The organism is Pseudomonas sp. NPDC008258, from assembly GCF_042956345.1.
Classification (GTDB): Bacteria; Pseudomonadota; Gammaproteobacteria; order Pseudomonadales; family Pseudomonadaceae; genus Aquipseudomonas.
In genome coordinates this window covers 178106-195066 of record NZ_JBIBGE010000009.1, presented here as the reverse complement: position 1 = coordinate 195066, position 16961 = coordinate 178106, and the positions used below count along the sequence as shown (strand labels likewise).

Annotated in this window: 18 protein-coding genes; 9 read left to right on the top strand and 9 right to left on the bottom strand. The window is 61.5% G+C overall.

Annotated elements, in window-relative coordinates; translation table 11 throughout:
- Window positions 1-159: 159 nt before the first annotated feature.
- Complete coding sequence (locus tag ACFY9W_RS10120; RefSeq protein ID WP_028613209.1) at window positions 160-342, bottom strand: hypothetical protein; 183 nt, start codon at window positions 340-342, stop codon at window positions 160-162.
- Between the two features lie 94 nt (window positions 343-436).
- The gene (locus tag ACFY9W_RS10115; RefSeq protein WP_391129191.1) at window positions 437-781 is read right to left on the bottom strand and encodes a hypothetical protein; all 345 of its coding nucleotides are present in this window, start codon (window positions 779-781) and stop codon (window positions 437-439) included.
- Between the two features lie 161 nt (window positions 782-942).
- Between ACFY9W_RS10115 and ACFY9W_RS10110 the strand changes: the two genes are divergently transcribed.
- Window positions 943-1764: a shikimate 5-dehydrogenase gene (locus ACFY9W_RS10110; RefSeq protein WP_391129188.1), complete on the top strand. Its 822-nt coding sequence runs from the start codon at window positions 943-945 to the stop codon at window positions 1762-1764.
- A 126-nt stretch (window positions 1765-1890) separates the two neighbouring features.
- On the opposite strand, the gene ACFY9W_RS10105 is transcribed toward ACFY9W_RS10110, so the two are convergent.
- The 3 genes from ACFY9W_RS10105 to ACFY9W_RS10095 all read right to left on the bottom strand — a co-directional run bounded on the left by ACFY9W_RS10105 (window position 1891) and on the right by ACFY9W_RS10095 (window position 3340).
- Complete coding sequence (locus ACFY9W_RS10105) at window positions 1891-2133, bottom strand: hypothetical protein (RefSeq protein WP_019099472.1); 243 nt, start codon at window positions 2131-2133, stop codon at window positions 1891-1893.
- 97 nt (window positions 2134-2230) lie between these two features.
- Window positions 2231-2758: a lactoylglutathione lyase gene (gene gloA / locus ACFY9W_RS10100; RefSeq protein ID WP_198752126.1), complete on the bottom strand. Its 528-nt coding sequence runs from the start codon at window positions 2756-2758 to the stop codon at window positions 2231-2233.
- 222 nt (window positions 2759-2980) lie between these two features.
- Window positions 2981-3340 carry a histone-like nucleoid-structuring protein, MvaT/MvaU family gene (locus ACFY9W_RS10095; RefSeq protein WP_391129203.1) on the bottom strand — a complete coding sequence of 120 codons (360 nt, stop codon included), beginning with the start codon at window positions 3338-3340 and terminating at the stop codon, window positions 2981-2983.
- Between the two features lie 360 nt (window positions 3341-3700).
- Here ACFY9W_RS10095 and ACFY9W_RS10090 point away from each other — a divergent pair, with 360 nt between their 5' ends.
- Together ACFY9W_RS10090 and cobF are read left to right on the top strand one after the other, a co-directional pair.
- Window positions 3701-4990 (top strand): OprD family outer membrane porin, encoded by a 1290-nt coding sequence (locus ACFY9W_RS10090; protein WP_391129183.1) that lies wholly within the window; start codon window positions 3701-3703, stop codon window positions 4988-4990.
- 67 nt (window positions 4991-5057) lie between these two features.
- Window positions 5058-5807 (top strand): precorrin-6A synthase (deacetylating), encoded by a 750-nt coding sequence (gene cobF, locus ACFY9W_RS10085; RefSeq protein WP_391129180.1) that lies wholly within the window; start codon window positions 5058-5060, stop codon window positions 5805-5807.
- 123 nt (window positions 5808-5930) lie between these two features.
- Here cobF and ACFY9W_RS10080 read toward each other — a convergent pair whose 3' ends face one another.
- Window positions 5931-6281 (bottom strand): response regulator, encoded by a 351-nt coding sequence (locus ACFY9W_RS10080; RefSeq protein ID WP_391129177.1) that lies wholly within the window; start codon window positions 6279-6281, stop codon window positions 5931-5933.
- A gap of 246 nt (window positions 6282-6527) precedes the next feature.
- On the opposite strand from ACFY9W_RS10080, the gene ACFY9W_RS10075 reads away from it, so the two are divergent.
- From ACFY9W_RS10075 to ACFY9W_RS10055, 5 genes are read left to right on the top strand one after another with little or no spacing between them, the layout of a single operon-like run.
- Complete coding sequence (locus tag ACFY9W_RS10075) at window positions 6528-9995, top strand: response regulator (protein WP_391129174.1); 3468 nt, start codon at window positions 6528-6530, stop codon at window positions 9993-9995.
- Window positions 9992-10813 carry a CheR family methyltransferase gene (locus ACFY9W_RS10070; RefSeq protein WP_391129171.1) on the top strand — a complete coding sequence of 274 codons (822 nt, stop codon included), beginning with the start codon at window positions 9992-9994 and terminating at the stop codon, window positions 10811-10813. The genes ACFY9W_RS10075 and ACFY9W_RS10070 overlap by 4 nt, the downstream gene beginning before the upstream one ends.
- Window positions 10810-11385, top strand: coding sequence for a chemotaxis protein CheB (locus ACFY9W_RS10065; RefSeq protein WP_391129168.1), 576 nt, complete (start codon window positions 10810-10812; stop codon window positions 11383-11385). The genes ACFY9W_RS10070 and ACFY9W_RS10065 overlap by 4 nt, the downstream gene beginning before the upstream one ends.
- Complete coding sequence (locus ACFY9W_RS10060; protein ID WP_391129165.1) at window positions 11379-12605, top strand: ATP-binding protein; 1227 nt, start codon at window positions 11379-11381, stop codon at window positions 12603-12605. Before ACFY9W_RS10065 ends, ACFY9W_RS10060 begins: the two co-directional genes overlap by 7 nt.
- A gap of 44 nt (window positions 12606-12649) precedes the next feature.
- Window positions 12650-13027 carry a response regulator gene (locus ACFY9W_RS10055; RefSeq protein ID WP_136914262.1) on the top strand — a complete coding sequence of 126 codons (378 nt, stop codon included), beginning with the start codon at window positions 12650-12652 and terminating at the stop codon, window positions 13025-13027.
- Window positions 13028-13136: 109 nt separating this feature from the next.
- On the opposite strand, the gene ACFY9W_RS10050 is transcribed toward ACFY9W_RS10055, so the two are convergent.
- The 3 genes from ACFY9W_RS10050 to ACFY9W_RS10040 are packed head-to-tail and all read right to left on the bottom strand — an operon-like array spanning window position 13137 to window position 15777.
- A complete protein-coding gene (locus ACFY9W_RS10050) occupies window positions 13137-13718 on the bottom strand; it encodes a TetR family transcriptional regulator (RefSeq protein ID WP_391129161.1) in 582 nt (193 codons plus the stop codon).
- A 12-nt stretch (window positions 13719-13730) separates the two neighbouring features.
- Complete coding sequence (locus tag ACFY9W_RS10045) at window positions 13731-14579, bottom strand: 3-hydroxybutyryl-CoA dehydrogenase (protein ID WP_391129159.1); 849 nt, start codon at window positions 14577-14579, stop codon at window positions 13731-13733.
- Between the two features lie 13 nt (window positions 14580-14592).
- A complete protein-coding gene (locus tag ACFY9W_RS10040) occupies window positions 14593-15777 on the bottom strand; it encodes a beta-ketothiolase BktB (protein WP_391129156.1) in 1185 nt (394 codons plus the stop codon).
- Between the two features lie 168 nt (window positions 15778-15945).
- Here ACFY9W_RS10040 and ACFY9W_RS10035 point away from each other — a divergent pair, with 168 nt between their 5' ends.
- Window positions 15946-16956: an AraC family transcriptional regulator ligand-binding domain-containing protein gene (locus ACFY9W_RS10035; RefSeq protein WP_391129153.1), complete on the top strand. Its 1011-nt coding sequence runs from the start codon at window positions 15946-15948 to the stop codon at window positions 16954-16956.
- The last annotated feature ends 5 nt before the right edge of the window (window positions 16957-16961 follow it).

Below are 16961 nucleotides of genomic sequence, written 5' to 3'. Positions count from 1 at the left end.
AAGAACGCCGGTTTGTTGATGTGTTTGCTCGCACGAACATCATCCATCAAACCGGCGTTCTTGTTTCTGTCTTTCCCGGGATTCCGTGAAGAACCAAAAAAAAGCCCACCATATCGGTGGGCCATAAGGGCGTAGGGAGCAACGCACAACAAATTCGGGTCAGGCGACCAGGGTGCCTGGTTGCAGCTGTTCAACCAGGGCTTGCGCCGAGGCGAGGGTTGGCATCGGGCCGCTTACGGCTTCGCCGTTACGTACCAGGTACCAGCACGCCAGCAGGCCCTGCTCACGCAGTGAAGTGGGAACGGCGCTGCCGACAACGGACATGATCTGGATAGTGGCCATGGGGACCTCCTGTGAAACATGGCTCTACCATACGCAGCAGCCTGGGCGGTTTGAAATCAACTTCCTCGATAGTGGTCATTAGTTCTATCAACCGTTACCAGCGCGGTGGGCCGTAATACACCGGCGGCGGGCCGTAGTACGTGCGATAGCCCGGGGGCGGTGGCGCAGGCGCGTAGTACGGCTGGTAGTACACCGGCTGTGGTGGCGGTTGCACGTACACCGGTGGCGGCCCGTAATAGACCGGCTGGCGTTCGACATAAACGGTACGGTCACGCCCGCCATATACCGTCGCCCCGACCACGGCACCGACCACCGCCGCACCTAGCAGCGGGCCGGGCCCATACCAACCACCGCCACCATGGCCGCCGTGCGCGGCAACAGGCCCGCTGGCAGCCAAGGCACCGACCAGCAGGGCGATTCCGGGAATGAGACGGTTCATAAAACAACCTCGCAGGAAAACCCCACGTTCGGGGCCTTACTACTATGACTCCGGTCTTCGTCAGCTGAGCACAGGGGAACGGTAAAGGTTGTGTAAGGGACGACCAGTGGTTACCTCTGTTACGCTGCACAAACGTTTCAGTTATGACAAAGGAGCAGGTTATGTCGACAACTCCAAGCAGGGACACTGTCCTGTGCATCTCACTGGCCGGTCGCCCTGGCACCTTCGGCGTGCGTTTTCACAACCACCTGTACCAACAGCTGGGTCTGGATTTCTACTACAAGGCGATGCGCACCGATGACTTGCCAGCAGCCGTGGCAGGTATCCGTGCATTGGGGATCCGCGGGTGCGGTGTGTCGATGCCGTACAAGGAGGCCTGTATGGCCTTGGTCGACGAAATCGACCCGTCGGCGGCGGCCATCGAGTCGGTCAATACCCTGGTCAATGCTGATGGCCACCTGAAGGCCTACAACACCGATTACCTGGCCGTGCGTCAGTTGCTGGCCCAGCATCAGGTAGACCCGGGCACCGCCTTTGCCCTGCGGGGAAGTGGGGGCATGGCCAAGGCCGTGGCCAGTGCCTTGCGGGACGCCGGGTTTACCGAAGGCATCATCGTTGCGCGCAACGAGCAGGCCGGGCGGCAGCTGGCGGATGTGTGTGGCTACCGCTGGCAGCCTGAACTGGGAGATATCTGCCCGCCAATGCTGGTGAATGTGACACCGATCGGGATGGCGGGGGGGCCGCAGGCTGAGGAACTGGCGTTTTCCGAACATGCCATTGCGGCGGCGGAGCGGGTGTTCGATGTGGTGGCGATGCCGGCGCAGACGCCGTTGATCCGCCGGGCGCAGGCGCTGGGCAAGCCGGTCATCACCGGGTTGGCGGTGATTGCCTTGCAGGCGCTGGAGCAGTTTGTGCTGTACACCGGGGTGAGGCCGACGCAGGAGCAAGTGGATGCGGCGGTGGCGTACGCCCGGGATATCTAGTTACTCCTGCACTGGCCTCTTCGCGGGCAAGCCCGCTCCCACAGGTACTGCACAGATTTCAGGTTGTGTGAGTTTCCTGTGGGAGCGGGCTTGCCCGCGAAGAGGCCGGTACAGGCTGTCGAGGGATCAGAACACCTTGTGCCCTTCGTCCAGCTGCTGATCCACCAAAGCCCGGCCATGGGCCAGCGACACGTGCTGCGCGTTTTCAAGGTCTGAGAAAAACTTCATCGGCATCGACATGCGCCTGCTGGTATGCCCGTCAGGGGCGGTGATCAGGCAGCCGGCGGCATAGGGCAGGGGGGAGTCGGGGTGTGGCATCACGCTGGCGGTGATGGTGTGCTTGCGGTATTCACAGTGAAGAGATTGCATCGTCCTTACCTCGCTGTGGCATGTGAAGCAGTTACCTTCATATACCACAGCAAGGGGCCGGGAGTTCCCGGCCCGACGAGCGAACGACGATGAACGCCTAGCCTTTCAGCTCGGTTGGCTGGATCACTTCCACCCAGTAACCGTCCGGGTCCTTGACGAAGGCCAGGTGGTTCATGCGCCCGTCCTGCAGGCGTTTCTGGAACGGTACGTCCAGTGCTTCGAAGCGGGCACAGGCGGCGCGCACGTCCGGCACCGAAATGCAGATGTGGCCAAAGCCACGCGGGTCGGTGTTGCCGTTGTGGTAGGCAAACCCGGCATCGTTTTCGGTGCCGTGGTTGTGGGTCAGTTCCAGCACGCCAGGGATCGACTTCATCCACTGGTGGCGTGCGGCGTCATCGGCAGGGATTTGCGCCGGGTCGACCAGCGCCAGGAAGTACAGGCTGAAGGCGGCTTCGGGGAAGTCGCGCTTGTCCACCAGGCGGAAGCCCAGCACGCGGGTGTAGAAGTCCAGCGACTTCTCGATGTCCTTGACCCGCAGCATGGTGTGGTTGAAAACGAACTGGGCAGTGGCGGTGTCCGGCTGGGCAGTGACGCCAGGCAGGGTTTGCAGATCGTGCAGGCTCATGGGAACTCCTGAGACGGGGCCGGGCGCAGGGCACCGGCAAAACAGACAGGCTGGCCATGATACGGCAGTGCGCCGATAGCGCAAATGAAAGCGCCCTGCACGAGGCAGGGCGCTGGAATTAGAGGCCCGCATGTGCGGGCGCGTGGGGTCGCTAGTCCTTTAGCTGTCTCGATACTGAGCCAGCCCTTGTGAAAAAAGTGTGAAGTGGGCGTTGACGTTTCATCAGCGCACCCAACTTTCAACCGTGGCGGCCCCGTACTGTTCCTTCCAGGCCTTGAGACCACGGTGGTTGCCGCCTTTGGTCTCGATTCGCTCGCCAGTGTGCGGGTTTTGATACACCTTTACCACGCGCGGGCGGCGCGTTTGCTTGGGCGCGGTGCTGGCAACCCTGGTCACGGCTTTGGGGTCGAGGATGGCGATGATATCGCGCAGGCTCTTGTCATAGCTTTTCATCAGGCCGACTAGTTTCTGCTCGAATTCGATTTCGCGTTTGAGGCCGGCATCCTTTTTCAAGGCTTCCAGTTGCGCCATTTGCTCCTGGAGCGCTTTTTCGGCAGCACGAAACTCTGCAAGTCTGGACACTGTAATCACTCCTGTACGTCGGTCGTGGCAGGGCGTGACGAACATTGAATACACATAAAACGCCAGCCACGCGGGTGGGTTCCGCTGTTCGCTGATATCGAGTGTAGTCATTCATTGCTACTGGGTAAACTGCAAACTTTTGTAAGTAAGGTGGGAACTTTCCTAGTTTTGCGTGCGGTATTTTCCGATTTTTTGGCGGTTGCCTTCCGGCACGTTTAGACCATGGTCCAATGGGCCATGCCAGAGCCTTTGCGCGATCATTTCAGATGATGGTCGGCGATTGTCCGGCCGTGTCGCAGTACCGTGGCCAGTGCGTGCCACAGTGTGTTAATTCGCCTTTGATTCTGGATGTATCTCCGCATGTTTCCCCCATCTCCTCTCGCCTGCGGGCGTCGTGTTGCCGGCCTGTTCCTGTTGTGTGCCGGTGCCAATGCCCAGGCCGCCGGTTTTCTTGAAGACAGCAGTGCCAAGGTTGAAGCACGCAATGTCTATTTCAACCGGGATTTTCGTGACGGCCACACAAGCTCCACTCAGGGCGCGTCAAAGCGGGAAGAGTGGGCGCAAGGTTTTATCCTGAATGTACAGTCGGGTTATACCCAGGGGCCGGTGGGTTTTGGTGTTGACGCCCTGGGCATGTTCGGCTTCAAGCTCGACTCCAGCCCGGCAGACAGTAACAGCGGCTTGCTGCCGTCTTCGGGCCACGATCCGCGGCATTCGGCTGACCAGTACGCGAAGATGGGGCTGGCGGCCAAGGTCAAGGTGTCCAATACCGTGCTCAAGTACGGCTCGATGATGCCGGATGTACCCTTGCTCAAGTACAACGACGGTCGCCTGCTGCCCACCCTGTTCCATGGCGCCATGCTTACCTCCGAGGAGGTACGCGACTTCAGGTTCACCCTGGCCCGCCTGGACAAGTACACCGCACGCGACTCCACTGACCGCCAGGACATTCGCGTGCATTGCAAGAACAAGCGCTATGCCTGCGATACCGAGGCTGATCACTTTGACCTGGCCGGTGTCGATTACCGTTTCAACGAGCGGCTCTCTGCCCAGTACCAGGTGGCGAAACTTGAGAATATCTACCGGCAGCACTTCCTTGGCCTGGTGGCCAGCCAGCCGTTGGCAGTGGGTAGCGTGTCTGCCGACCTGCGCCTGATCAAGAGTGATGACATTGGCAATGCCCGCGCCGGTGAAATCGACCATCGCGCCTTCAGCGCAATGCTCGGCTACAGCCTGGGCGGCCACAAGGTCAGTGCCGGCTGGCAGCGCATGTACGGCGACAGCGCCATGCCTTATCTGGATGGCAGTAACCCCTACCTGGTGAACTATGCGCAGGTCAACGATTTCGCCGCTGCACAGGAGCGTTCCTGGCAGGTGCGTTATGACTACGACTTCAAGGCACTGGGTGTGCCTGGGCTGACCTTCTTCACCCGTTATATCAATGGTGACAACATCAAAGTGCCGGGCAGCATGGCCGAAGGCCAAGAGTGGGAACGCGACACCGAGTTCAAGTACCAGGTGCAAAGTGGCACGTTCAAGGATGTCAGTGTACGCCTGCGTAATTCCACTTACCGCAGTAACTACGAAAAGTGGGCACGCGACATGGATGAGACGCGGGTTATTGTCAGCTACAACTTCTCGATCTTCTAAGCGGTCGCTTTGCCAAATACCGGCAGCCGCCTGACAATGGCTGCTGGTTCCCGTAAAGGGCAGGGCAATGAAAGACCTGTTGTTGATCGGTATCGGCCCGGGCGACCCGCGCCAGATCACCTATGAGGCGGTCGACGCGCTGCGTAGCGCCTGCGTGTTCTTCGTGCTCGACAAGGGCGACGGCAAGGATGAACTGGTGCGCCTGCGCAAGGCTATTTTGCAACGCTATCGACCCGAAGGCGGGTATCGGCTGGTGCAGGTGGCCGACCCCTTGCGCGATGGCCGGGCCAGTGACTACCTGGGTGCGGTGCAGGACTGGCACAGGCAGCGCGCCGGGCTGTATGCCCAATTGATCGAGCAGGAAATCGGCGACGGGGAAACCGGCGCCTTTCTGCTGTGGGGCGAGCCCACCCTGTACGACAGCACCTTGCGCATTCTCGACCTGGTCCGCGATCGCGGCGTGGCACTGCGTCTGCAGGTTGTCCCGGGTATCAGCAGTGTGCAGGCGCTGGCAGCGCGTCATCAGGTGCCGCTCAACCGTGTCGGCGAGCCGCTGACTGTGCTGCCTGGGCGGCGTCTGGCCGGGCAGGGGCAGGTCGACAACGTGGTGGTGATGCTCGACGGGCAGTGTGCGTTTGCCCAGCTTGATGACCCTGGGTTGATGATTTACTGGGGTGCTTACCTGGGGACCGAGGATGAGGTGCTGATTGCCGGGCCGTTACAGGCGGTCAAGGCGCAGATTCTACAAGTGCGTGAGCGGGAGCGGCGGCGCAAGGGGTGGATCATGGATACCTACCTTTTGCGCAGGGAACTGTGAAGTGTGTTGCCTGTGCCGGCCTCTTCGCGGGTAAACCCCCACAGGGGATCTCACAGACTGAAGGTTTGTGCTCTTGTGGGAGCGGGTTTACCCGCGAAGAGGCCGGCACAGCCAACACAAGTTTCAAGCCTGGCCCAGAATGGCCACCACCTTGTCCCGCAACTGGTCGATACTGAACGGCTTGCCGATCATGTGCATGCCCTCGGGCACATTGAGGCTGTCGGCATAACCACTGGCGAACAGCACGGGCAGCAGCGGGCGCAATTCGCGCGCCTTGCCTGCCAGCACTTCGCCGCGCATGTCCGGCAAGCCCACATCGGTCATCATCAGTGCCAGTGCCTGGCTTGGGTCTTCGAGCACCCGCAGGGCGGCTGTCGCATCTTCTGCCTCGATGACCGTGTAGCCCAGCTCGTCGAGCACTTCGACCATCAGCATACGAACGATGTCGTCGTCTTCGACTACCAGAAGGTGCATGGTTCGGGTCCTGTGCAATGAATGTCTTTAATCTGTGCACCGCATGGCAGCAGAAGTTCCCGAGGATACCGATACGTGCAATCAGATGGAACGATTGGCGCACACTACCTTCAAATACTGGCTAAATGCCCTGCCAGACCCGGCAAAGCTGGTTAGACTCGCTTAACAGGACGGCGCAGTGGCAGATAACGACAACAATTGATCCGCCACGCTTTCAATGGACTTTTTTTGCTTGGGCCTTCTCACATGATTCAAACAGCCTCGATGGACCAACGTAGCTTTCGCAAGCTGTTGAGCCGAAACGTCGGCCTGCCTCTGGGCGTGGGCCTGTTGGGGGCCGTGGCATTTGTCGCGGTGATCAACTACCTGCTGTCAGCCATGCAGTGGGTCGAACACACTGACCGGGTCATCGGCAATGCCAACGAGACGGTCAAGCTGTCGATCGACATGGAAACCGGCATGCGCGGCTTCCTGATCACTGGCGACGAGCGTTTTCTCGACCCCTACGAGGTGGCCAAGCCGCGCATTCTTGGCAGCCTGCAAAGCTTGCGGGGCATGGTCGCGGACAACCCGCAGCAGGTTGACCGCATCGACCGTCTGATTGCCTTGCAGCAAGCCTGGAACAACTTCGGCAGCGAGATGATTGCCCTGCGCCGCAGCCAGGGTGACTACCAGGCGTCGGTCGGCAATGGCCGGGGCAAGCGCCTGACTGACGAAGTCCGCAAGGAGTTCGACGCCCTTATCGGCACCGAACAGCAACTGCGCATGGCCCGTAACGAAAAGGTCAGTAGCGTCACTGTTACCGCTATATCGGTATTCGTGCTGTTCATTGTTGGCCTCAGCGCCTTGCTGGCTTACCTGGGCCGTCGCGACCTGCTGGCGTTGTCGAGCAATTACGAAGAAAACTTCAAGGCGCAGCAGCGCGCGGCCGAGCGCCTGGAGCATCAGGCCTGGCTGCGCAATGGCCAGACCCAACTGGCCGAGCAGGTGCTGGGCCAACTGACGCTGCCCATGCTGGGTGACAACATTTTGCGTTTCTTTGCCAGCTACCTGGGTAGCGTGGTGGGGGCGGTCTATGTGCGTGACGAGCACGGGCGGCTGGTGCGGGTGGCTACCTATGGCCTGGATGCAGAAGAACAGGCACGGGAGCAAGTTAAAGGTGATCATGACGGCTTGTTGGCTCAGGCTGTTCGCGAAGGTCGTCTGCTTTGCCTTGAGGACCTGCCTGAAGACTATTACCGCATGAGTTCCGGTCTGGGCAGCGGCCTGCCACGCAATGCCCTGCTGATGCCGGCAACTGACGACGGCCATATCAACGGTGTGGTTGAACTGGGCTTCCTGCGCCCCCTGGAGGCGCGTGATCACGAAATGATGGAGCGCCTGGGCGGCAACCTTGGCATTTCCATCGAAAGTGCCCGCTACCGCCAGCGCCTGCAGGAAGTGCTGGCCGAGACCCAGCAACTGAACGAAGAGCTGCAAGTGCAGCAGGAAGAGCTGAAAACCGCCAACGAAGAGCTGGAAGAGCAGTCCCGTGTGCTCAAGGAGTCGCAGGCCTACCTTGAAACCCAGCAGGCGGAGCTTGAGCAGACCAACGAGCAGTTGTCCGAGCGCACCGAGGCGCTGGACCGCAAGAACGACGAGCTGATGCAGGCCCAGGATGAACTGCAGGCGCGTGCCGACGAGCTGCAACGCTCCAGCAAGTACAAGTCCGAATTCCTTGCCAACATGTCCCACGAACTGCGCACGCCGCTGAACAGCTCGCTGATCCTGGCCAAGCTGCTGTCGGAGAACGCCGAGGGCAACCTTAGCGACGAGCAGGTCAAGTTCGCCGATTCTATCTATTCGGCGGGCAATGACCTGCTCAACCTGATCAACGACATTCTCGACATCGCCAAGGTTGAGGCCGGCAAACTTGAAGTGCGCCCGGAAAGCACCCAGGTGGAGCGACTGGTCGAGGGCCTGCGTGGTATGTTCGAGCCGTTGGCGGGTCACAAGGGCCTGGCTTTTGAGGTAAATGCCGAACCGAACGTGCCGGCCACCTTGTTCACCGACCGCCAGCGCCTGGAGCAGATCCTCAAGAACCTGTTGTCCAACGCCATCAAGTTTACCGAACGCGGCCGGGTCAGCCTGAACATCGGTTACCAGCCCGGCACAGGCATTGTCTTTGCCGTGCGCGATACCGGCATCGGCATTGCCGTTGACCAGCAGCAGGCGATTTTCGGCGCTTTCCACCAGGTAGATGGCACCAGCAACCGCCGCTATGGCGGCACTGGCCTGGGCTTGTCGATTTCCCGCGACCTGGCCCATTTGCTCGGTGGGCAGATCAGCGTCGACAGCAGCCCCGGCCAAGGCAGCGTGTTCAGCCTGATCCTGCCCGAACGCTTCGAGCGTGCCGGGCAGGATATCGAACCCCTCAGCCTGCGCCCGGCAGTCGACACCCTGCCACCCGCACCGCAGGTGCCGGTGCTGGCCGCCCCGAAACGCCCGCTGCTGGCGTTTGACGACGACCGCGAGCGTGCGCCGTTCGGCAACCGCTGCATCCTGGTGATCGAGGACGAGCCAAACTTTGCCCGCATTCTGTTCGACCTGGCCCACGAACTGGGTTACAGCTGCCTGGTGGCACAGGGCGCCGACGAAGGCTTCGAGCTGGCTGCCCAGTACGTTCCCGATGCAATCCTGCTGGACATGCGCCTGCCCGACCATTCCGGCCTGACCGTGCTGCAACGCCTGAAAGAGCAGGCCAGCACCCGGCATATCCCTGTGCATATCATTTCTGTCGAAGACCGGGTCGAGGCCGCCATGCACATGGGCGCCATCGGTTATGCCGTCAAACCCACCAGCCGCGAAGAACTGAAAGAAGTGTTCGCCCGCCTGGAAGCCAAGCTGACGCAAAAGCTCAAGCACATCCTGCTGGTGGAAGACGACGACCTGCAGCGCGAGAGCATTGCCCTGCTGATTGGCGACGACGACGTGGAAATCACTGCCGTGGCGATGGCCCAGGATGCCCTGGAACTGCTGCGTGAGAACATCTACGACTGCATGATCATCGACCTCAAGCTGCCCGACATGCTCGGCAACGAGCTGCTCAAGCGCATGACCGCCGAGGATATCCGTTCTTTCCCGCCGGTGATCGTGTATACCGGTCGCAACCTCACCCGCGAAGAAGAAGCCGACCTGCTCAAGTATTCGCGTTCGATCATCATCAAGGGCGCACGCTCGCCGGAGCGCCTGCTGGATGAAGTGACGCTGTTCCTGCACAAAGTCGAGTCGCAGTTGTCCAACGAACGCCAGCGCATGCTCAAGACAGCGCGTAGCCGCGACAAGGTGTTCGAGGGCCGCAAGGTGCTGCTGGTGGACGACGATGTGCGTAATATCTTCGCCCTCACCAGTGCCTTGGAGCACAAGGGTGCGATCGTCGAAATCGGCCGTAATGGGCGTGAGGCCATTGAGCGCCTGGAGCAGCATGACGACATCGATCTGGTGCTGATGGACGTGATGATGCCGGAAATGGACGGCTTCGAAGCCACCCGCCTGATCCGCCAGCAACCGCGCTGGCGCAAGCTGCCTATCATCGCCGTGACCGCCAAGGCCATGAAGGATGACCAGCAGCGTTGCCTGCAGGCGGGCGCCAATGATTACCTGGCCAAACCGATCGACCTGGACCGCCTGTTCTCGCTGATCCGTGTATGGCTGCCGCAACTGGAGCGAATTTGACTAGCGAACGTAACACCGACATCGAAATCCGCTTGCTGATCGAGGCCATCTACCTCAAGTACAGCTACGATTTTCGCAATTATTCCGGCGCTTCGATCAAGCGCCGGATCCTGCATGCGCTGCGCCAGTTCGACTGCCTGACAGTGTCGGCGCTGCAGGAGCGCGTGCTGCACGACCCGGGCATGTTCATGCAGTTGCTGCAGTACCTGACGATTCCGGTCAGCGAGATGTTCCGGGACCCGGGGCATTTCCTGGCGCTGCGTAACGAAGTGGTGCCGCTGTTGCGCACCTGGCCGTCGATCAAGGTGTGGATTGCGGGCTGCAGCACAGGCGAGGAGGTGTATTCCATGGCCATCCTGCTGCGCGAGGAAGGCCTGCTGGAGCGCACCATCATCTATGCCACCGACATCAACCCGCACTCGCTGGACAAGGCCAAGCAGGGCATCTATTCGATGCAGAGCATGCGCGAGTATGCCGAAAACTACCGCATCGCCGGTGGGCGCCGGGACTTTTCCGAGTACTACACCTCGGCCTACGGCAACGCCATCATGGACAGCACTCTGCGCGACAACGTGACCTTCGCCGACCACAGCCTGGCCACTGACAGTGTGTTTTCCGAAACCCAGCTGGTGTCGTGCCGCAACGTACTCATTTATTTCAACAAAGCGCTGCAGGACCGTGCTTTGGGCCTGTTCCATGAGTCGCTGTGCCACCGCGGTTTCCTGGTGCTGGGCAGCAAGGAATCGGTGGACTTTTCAGCTTACGGCGGCCATTTTCAGCCGCTGGTCAAGCCTGAACGGATCTACCGCAAATCATGAACGGCGTGAGTGCGGTAGTGATCGGTGCTTCGGCGGGCGGGGTGACGGCACTGTTCACCGTGCTCGGTGGGTTGCCCATCGGTTTCGGTATCCCGGTCATCTGCGTGCTGCATCTGCCCGATAACCGCCACAGCCAGTTGGCCGAGGTGCTGCAACGGCGTTTGCAGCGCCCGGTGTGCGAGGCCCGCGACAAGCAACCGGTCGAGCCCGGGCAGGTTTATGTGGCCGGGCCTGGTTACCACTTGTCGGTAGAACGCGACTTCACCTTGTCGCTGAGCCAGGAGCCAGCGCTGCATTTTTCCCGGCCATCGATCGATTTCCTGTTCATGTCGGCGGCCGATGCCTACGGTGACGGCCTGCTTGGCGTGCTGCTGACCGGTGCCAATGAAGACGGTGCCGAAGGCCTTGCCTACATCAAGAACAGCGGGGGCCGGACAATCGTTCAGGACCCTCGCGACGCACAGGTTGCGCTGATGCCCGAGGCCGCCCTGGCCCTGCACCAGCCTGACCATATACTTCCTTTGAGTGGCATCGAGCAGTTGCTCGCCGCCCTGGAACCCAGCGCATGTTAAGCCACACCATCGCCAAACTGCTGATCGTCGATGACCTTCCGGAGAACCTGCTGGCCCTCGACGCCCTGATCCAGGGTGAAGACCGCAAGGTGCACCAGGCCCAGTCTGCAGAAGCCGCGCTGTCGCTGTTGCTCGAACACGAGTTCGCCCTGGCCATCCTCGATGTGCAGATGCCGGGCATGAACGGTTTCGAGCTGGCCGAGCTGATGCGCGGCACGGAAAAGACACGCAATATTCCCATCGTGTTCGTCACTGCTGCCGGGCGCGAGATGAACTACGCCTTCAAGGGCTACGAAAGTGGCGCGGTAGACTTTTTGCACAAGCCGCTCGACACCATGGCGGTAAAAAGCAAGGTATCGGTGTTTGTCGACCTGTACCGCCAGCGCAAGGTGCTCGACCGCCAGTTGCAGGCACTGGAGCGCAGCCGCCAGGAGCAGGAACTGCTGCTGGCCCAGCTACAGGCCGCACGCGCTGAACTGGAGCACGCTGTGCGTATGCGCGATGACTTCATGTCGATCGTTTCCCACGAGGTGCGCACGCCGCTCAATGGCTTGATCCTGGAAACCCAGCTGCGCAAGATGCACCTGGCCCGTGGCAACCTTGCAGCGTTCAGTGGCGACAAGTTGCAGGCGATGGTCGAGCGCGACGAACGGCAGATCAACAGCCTGATCCGCCTGATCGAAGACATGCTCGATGTGTCGCGTATCCGTACCGGCAAGCTGTCGCTGCGGCCCAAAGCTTTCGACCTGAGCCAGCTGGTGCGTGGCCTGGTGGAGAATTTTGCGGCCCAGGCCACCGCGTTGGACACGCACATCGAGTTGCAACGCTGTGAGCCACTGCAAGGTGAGTGGGACGAATTTCGCATTGAACAAGTGGTGGCCAACCTGTTGTCCAATGCCTTGCGTTATGGTGAACGCAAGCCGGTTCACGTCCGTGTTTTCAGGCAGGACGGCGTGGCGTGCGTGCAAGTGCAGGACCAGGGTATCGGTATTGGTGCGGCCAACCAGCAACGTATTTTCCAGCAGTTCGAGCGGGTGGCTGCTCAACAGGCCAGTGGCGGGTTGGGCTTGGGGCTGTACATATCGGAACAGATCGTGCACGCCCATGGCGGCTGCATAAAGGTTGAAAGTGCAGAGGGCCAAGGTGCCACCTTTACCTTGCAATTGCCGCTGGCAACATACGAACAACAAAACGACCAGGCGCGGGCAACCTCTGCATGAGCTTGGGGTCTGATGGCCAACTGTAAGTATTTCAAGGCGTTAACATGAGTGAAGATGCACAAGATGTGGTGCTGGTCGTCGAGGATGAACCAGCGATTCGCATGATCTTGCGTGATTACCTGGCGGGCGAGGGGTATCACGTGCTGGTAGCTGAAGACGGCGAGCAGGCGTTCGCGATTCTGGCCAGCAAACCCCATTTGGACCTGATGGTGACGGACTTCCGGTTGCCCGGGGGGATCTCGGGGGTGGACATTGCCGAGCCTGCGGTCAAGTTGCGGCCGGATCTGAAGGTGATCTTCATCAGCGGCTACCCGGCGGAGATTCTCGAATCCGGCAGCCCGATCACCCGCAAGGCACCGATCCTGGCCAAGCCATTTGACCTGGATACCCTGCATGAGCAGATTCAGGCACTGCTGCGTTAAAGCTGATGGCCCTATCGCCGGCAAGCCAGCTCCCACAGGTACTGCACAGATTTTGAGAACTGCAAAGTACCGGTGGGAGCTGGCTTGCCGGCGATAGGGCCAGTACAAGCTACCGCAGGGTCCGCTCTATCCCCCCCATCAACATACTCTCCATCAACCCCAGCCCCTGTTCCTCAGGCAACGCCTTCAGCATCCCCGGCAGCTGGTTCAGCAGCGTCGCCACCACATGTGCCGTCGCCACCAGCGCTTCCCCCTGCAACTTCGCCTGTGGCGCGATCAGCCTCAGCAGCCCTGCCTCATAACGCGAACGCAACAACGCTAAACGCCCCCGCTGCTCGTCACTCAGGCAGCACAAATCCCGCTCGGCCAGCCGAAACTGCAGGGGCCGCTCGGCATGCAACTGCCAGTGCGCCGCAATCAGGCAGCTCAACGCCGACGCCCCGCGGGCCATGGCCCGACGGCCTTGGTCCAGGGTGGCCTGTAGCTCCTCGTACAACTCCTCGATCAAGTCGTACAGCAGGTCCTGCTTGCTGGGGAAATGATGGTAGAGCGAGCCCGCGGTCAGCCCTATATGGGCTGCCAGTTCGCGCATGCTGACCTGGCCAAAGCCCTTTTCGGCAAACAGCGCCATGGCCTGGTCACGTCGCTCTTCAAAGCTGGCACAGCGCATTGCGGCATTGACCGGGGGCATGGCGCATGGTCCTCAGTAGGTGAAGAAACCGCGGCCGCTCTTGCGCCCCAGCCAACCGGCCGCGACCATTTCCTTGAGCAGTGGGGCAGGGCGGTATTTGCTGTCGTTGAAGCCCTCATGGAAGGCCTCCATGATCGCCAGCAGCGTGTCCAGGCCAATCAGGTCGGCCAGCGCCAGCGGGCCGATGGGCTGGTTGCAGCCCAGGCGCATGCCGGTGTCGATGTCTTCGGCGCTGGCCAGGCCTTCCTGGCGCACGAAGATGGCTTCGTTGATCATTGGCACCAGGATGCGGTTGACCACGAAACCCGGGCGGTTGCCGGCGGTGATCGGTGTCTTGCCGACCTTTTCGGTCACCACCAGCGCCTGGGCGTAGGTGCTGTCGCTGGTCTGCAGGCCACGGATGATTTCCACCAGCGCCATCATCGGCACCGGGTTGAAGAAGTGCACGCCAATGAAGCGCTCGGGGTGCTCGATGCTGGCGGCCAGCTGGGTGACCGACAGCGACGAAGTGTTGGTGGCGATCAGGCAGTTGGCGGCGACGTTGGCCGCCACTTGCTGCAGGATGCGCTGCTTGAGTTGCAGGTTTTCAGTGGCGGCTTCGATCACCAGCTGCGCCGCGCTGAGCTGGGTATAGTCCGTGCTGGTGCGAATGCGGGCCCTGGCGGCGGTTGCCTTGTCCGCATCCAGGGTGCCTTTGCTGACCTGGCGTTCGAGGTTCTTGCTCAAGGTGGTTACGCCGCGCTCCAGCGCCGCGTCGGAAACGTCCACCAGCAGCACCTGATAGCCAGCTACCGCGCACACCTGGGCAATGCCGTTGCCCATGGTGCCAGCGCCGATCACCGCGATCTGTTCAATGCTCATGTGTCAGCCTCCCTCAGACGCGCTCGAAGACCACGGCAATGCCTTGGCCGCCACCGATGCACATGGTTGCCAGCGCGTAACGACCCTGGATGCGCTGCAGCTCATGGATGGCCTTGGTGGCAATGATCGCGCCAGTGGCGCCGACCGGGTGGCCCAGGGAGATGCCGGAACCGTTGGGGTTGACCTTTTCCGGGTCGAAGCCCAGCTCACGGGCCACGGCGCAGGCCTGGGCGGCGAACGCTTCGTTGGACTCGATCACATCCAGGTCCTGCACGGTCAGACCGGTCTTTTCCAGCACCTTGCGGGTGGCCGGGATCGGGCCCAGGCCCATCAACTCGGGCTCGACACCGGCATGGGCGTAACCCACCAGGCGCGCCAGTGGTTTCAGGCCCAGGCGGCGCACTGCATCACCCGTGGCCAGCACCAGGCCAGCGGCGCCATCGTTGATGCCGCTGGCGTTGCCGGCGGTGACGGTGCCGTCTTTCTTGAACACCGGTTTCATGCCGGCCAGCTGCTCTGCGGTCACTTCACTACGCACATGTTCGTCGACGCTGAACTGCACACTGCCTTTACGGGTTTTCAGTTCCAGCGGCACGATCTGGCTGTCGAAGCGGCCTTCGGCAATGGCACGGGCGGCGCGGCGCTGACTGGCAAGGGCCAGCTCGTCCTGCATTTCGCGGGTGATGCCGTGTTTGGCCGAGACGTTTTCGGCGGTGATGCCCATATGGAAGTGCTGGAACGGGTCCTGCAGCACGCCGACGGTGTAGTCGATGCCTTGCAAGTCACCCATGCGGGCGCCCCAACGCGCCTGTGGCAGCAGGTAGGGGCCACGGCTCATGGATTCGGCGCCGGCTGCTACAGCCACATCGGTGTCCCCCAGCAACAGGCCTTGGGCCGCGGAAACGATGGCCTGCAAGCCCGAGCCGCACAGGCGGTTGACGTTGAACGCCGGGGTTTCCTTGGGGATGCCGGCGTTCATCGCCGCCACCCGGGCCAGGTAGGCGTCGCGCGGCTCGGTCGGAATCACGGTGCCCATCACCAGGTGGCCCACTTGCTCGGCGGCCAGCCCAGAGCGCTCGATGGCGGCGCGGGTAATGGTGGTGGCAAGGTCAGCCAGCGGCAGGTCCTTGAGGGAGCCGCCAAAGCCACCAATGGCTGAACGGACGGCGCTGACGACGTAGATTTCTGCGTTGCTCATAGGGGCTCCGATTGCGAAGGCATGGCGGGACCGGGCCTGGCTCTGCGAGAATGGCCGGCGGTCCCGGAGTGGGATCGAGTCTAGGCAAAGGCTCTGTTTCAGCCTATGCCGGAACTGTTCATACAACCTGGCACTTTTTGCCACTCAGCATAGACAGCGAAAACCGCCATGCGCGATAGCGATTCGGTCGCCGTGTACTTTCTCAATGCCATGCTCCATGCCTTGCGCGACAGCCCAGCCGAGCGTGATGCACAACTGCGTGCGGTGGGCATCGACCCACGGCTGCTTGAACAGCCGCAGGCGCGTGTGCCGGCCAAGGCGTTCGCCGAGCTTTGGCTGGCAATGATCCAGCGCCTGAGCGACGAATTTTTCCGCCTCGACAGCCATGGCATGCCGCTGGGCAGTTTTGCCCTGATCTGCCGGGGCTTGATACTTGAACCCAACCTGGAAAAGGCCTTGCGCCAGTGCATGGCCGGCTTCGGCCTTTTCCTGCGTGACCTGCGCGGCAGCCTGACGGTACGTGGCGGGCGGGCGCTGATCAGTGTGCAGTCCAGCATTGCCGACCCGTTGACCCGGGTGTATGCCGAAGAAACCTACCTGGTTCTGATGATCGGCATGCTGTGCTGGCTGGCCGGGCGGCGCATCGCCATCGACCGCACCGAGCTGGCAGTGGCGCGCCCGGCCCAGGAGGACGACCTGCTGCTGTGGGGGCCGGACCTGCGCCTGGGCAGCGGGCGTACCGAGGTGGAGTTCGACAGTGACTACCTGCGTTTGCCGGTGGTGCAGGACGTGGTCGCCTTGAAAACCTTCCTGCGCAGTGCGCCACAAGGGCTGGTTATTCGCTTTCGTAACCAGAACGGGCTGGTGGCCGAGGTGTACCGGCACTTGCGCACGCGGTGCTATGGGCAGTGGCCGACGCTGACGGCGCTGGCGCAGCAGCAGGGGATCAGTGCCAGTACATTCCGGCGGCAGTTGGAGCGGGAGGGGCGTTCGTACCAGCAGATCAAGGACGAGGTGCGCCGGGCAATGGCGTTCGAGCGCTTGCGTGAAGGGGTGTTGAGTATTGCCGAGATCGCCGAACAGGCGGGGTTCCAGGAGCCCAGTGCGTTTCACCGGGCGTTCAAGAAATGGACCGGGCACAGCCCAGGGAGCTACCGGGCGCGGCTGGCTGGGCGTTAGCGGTT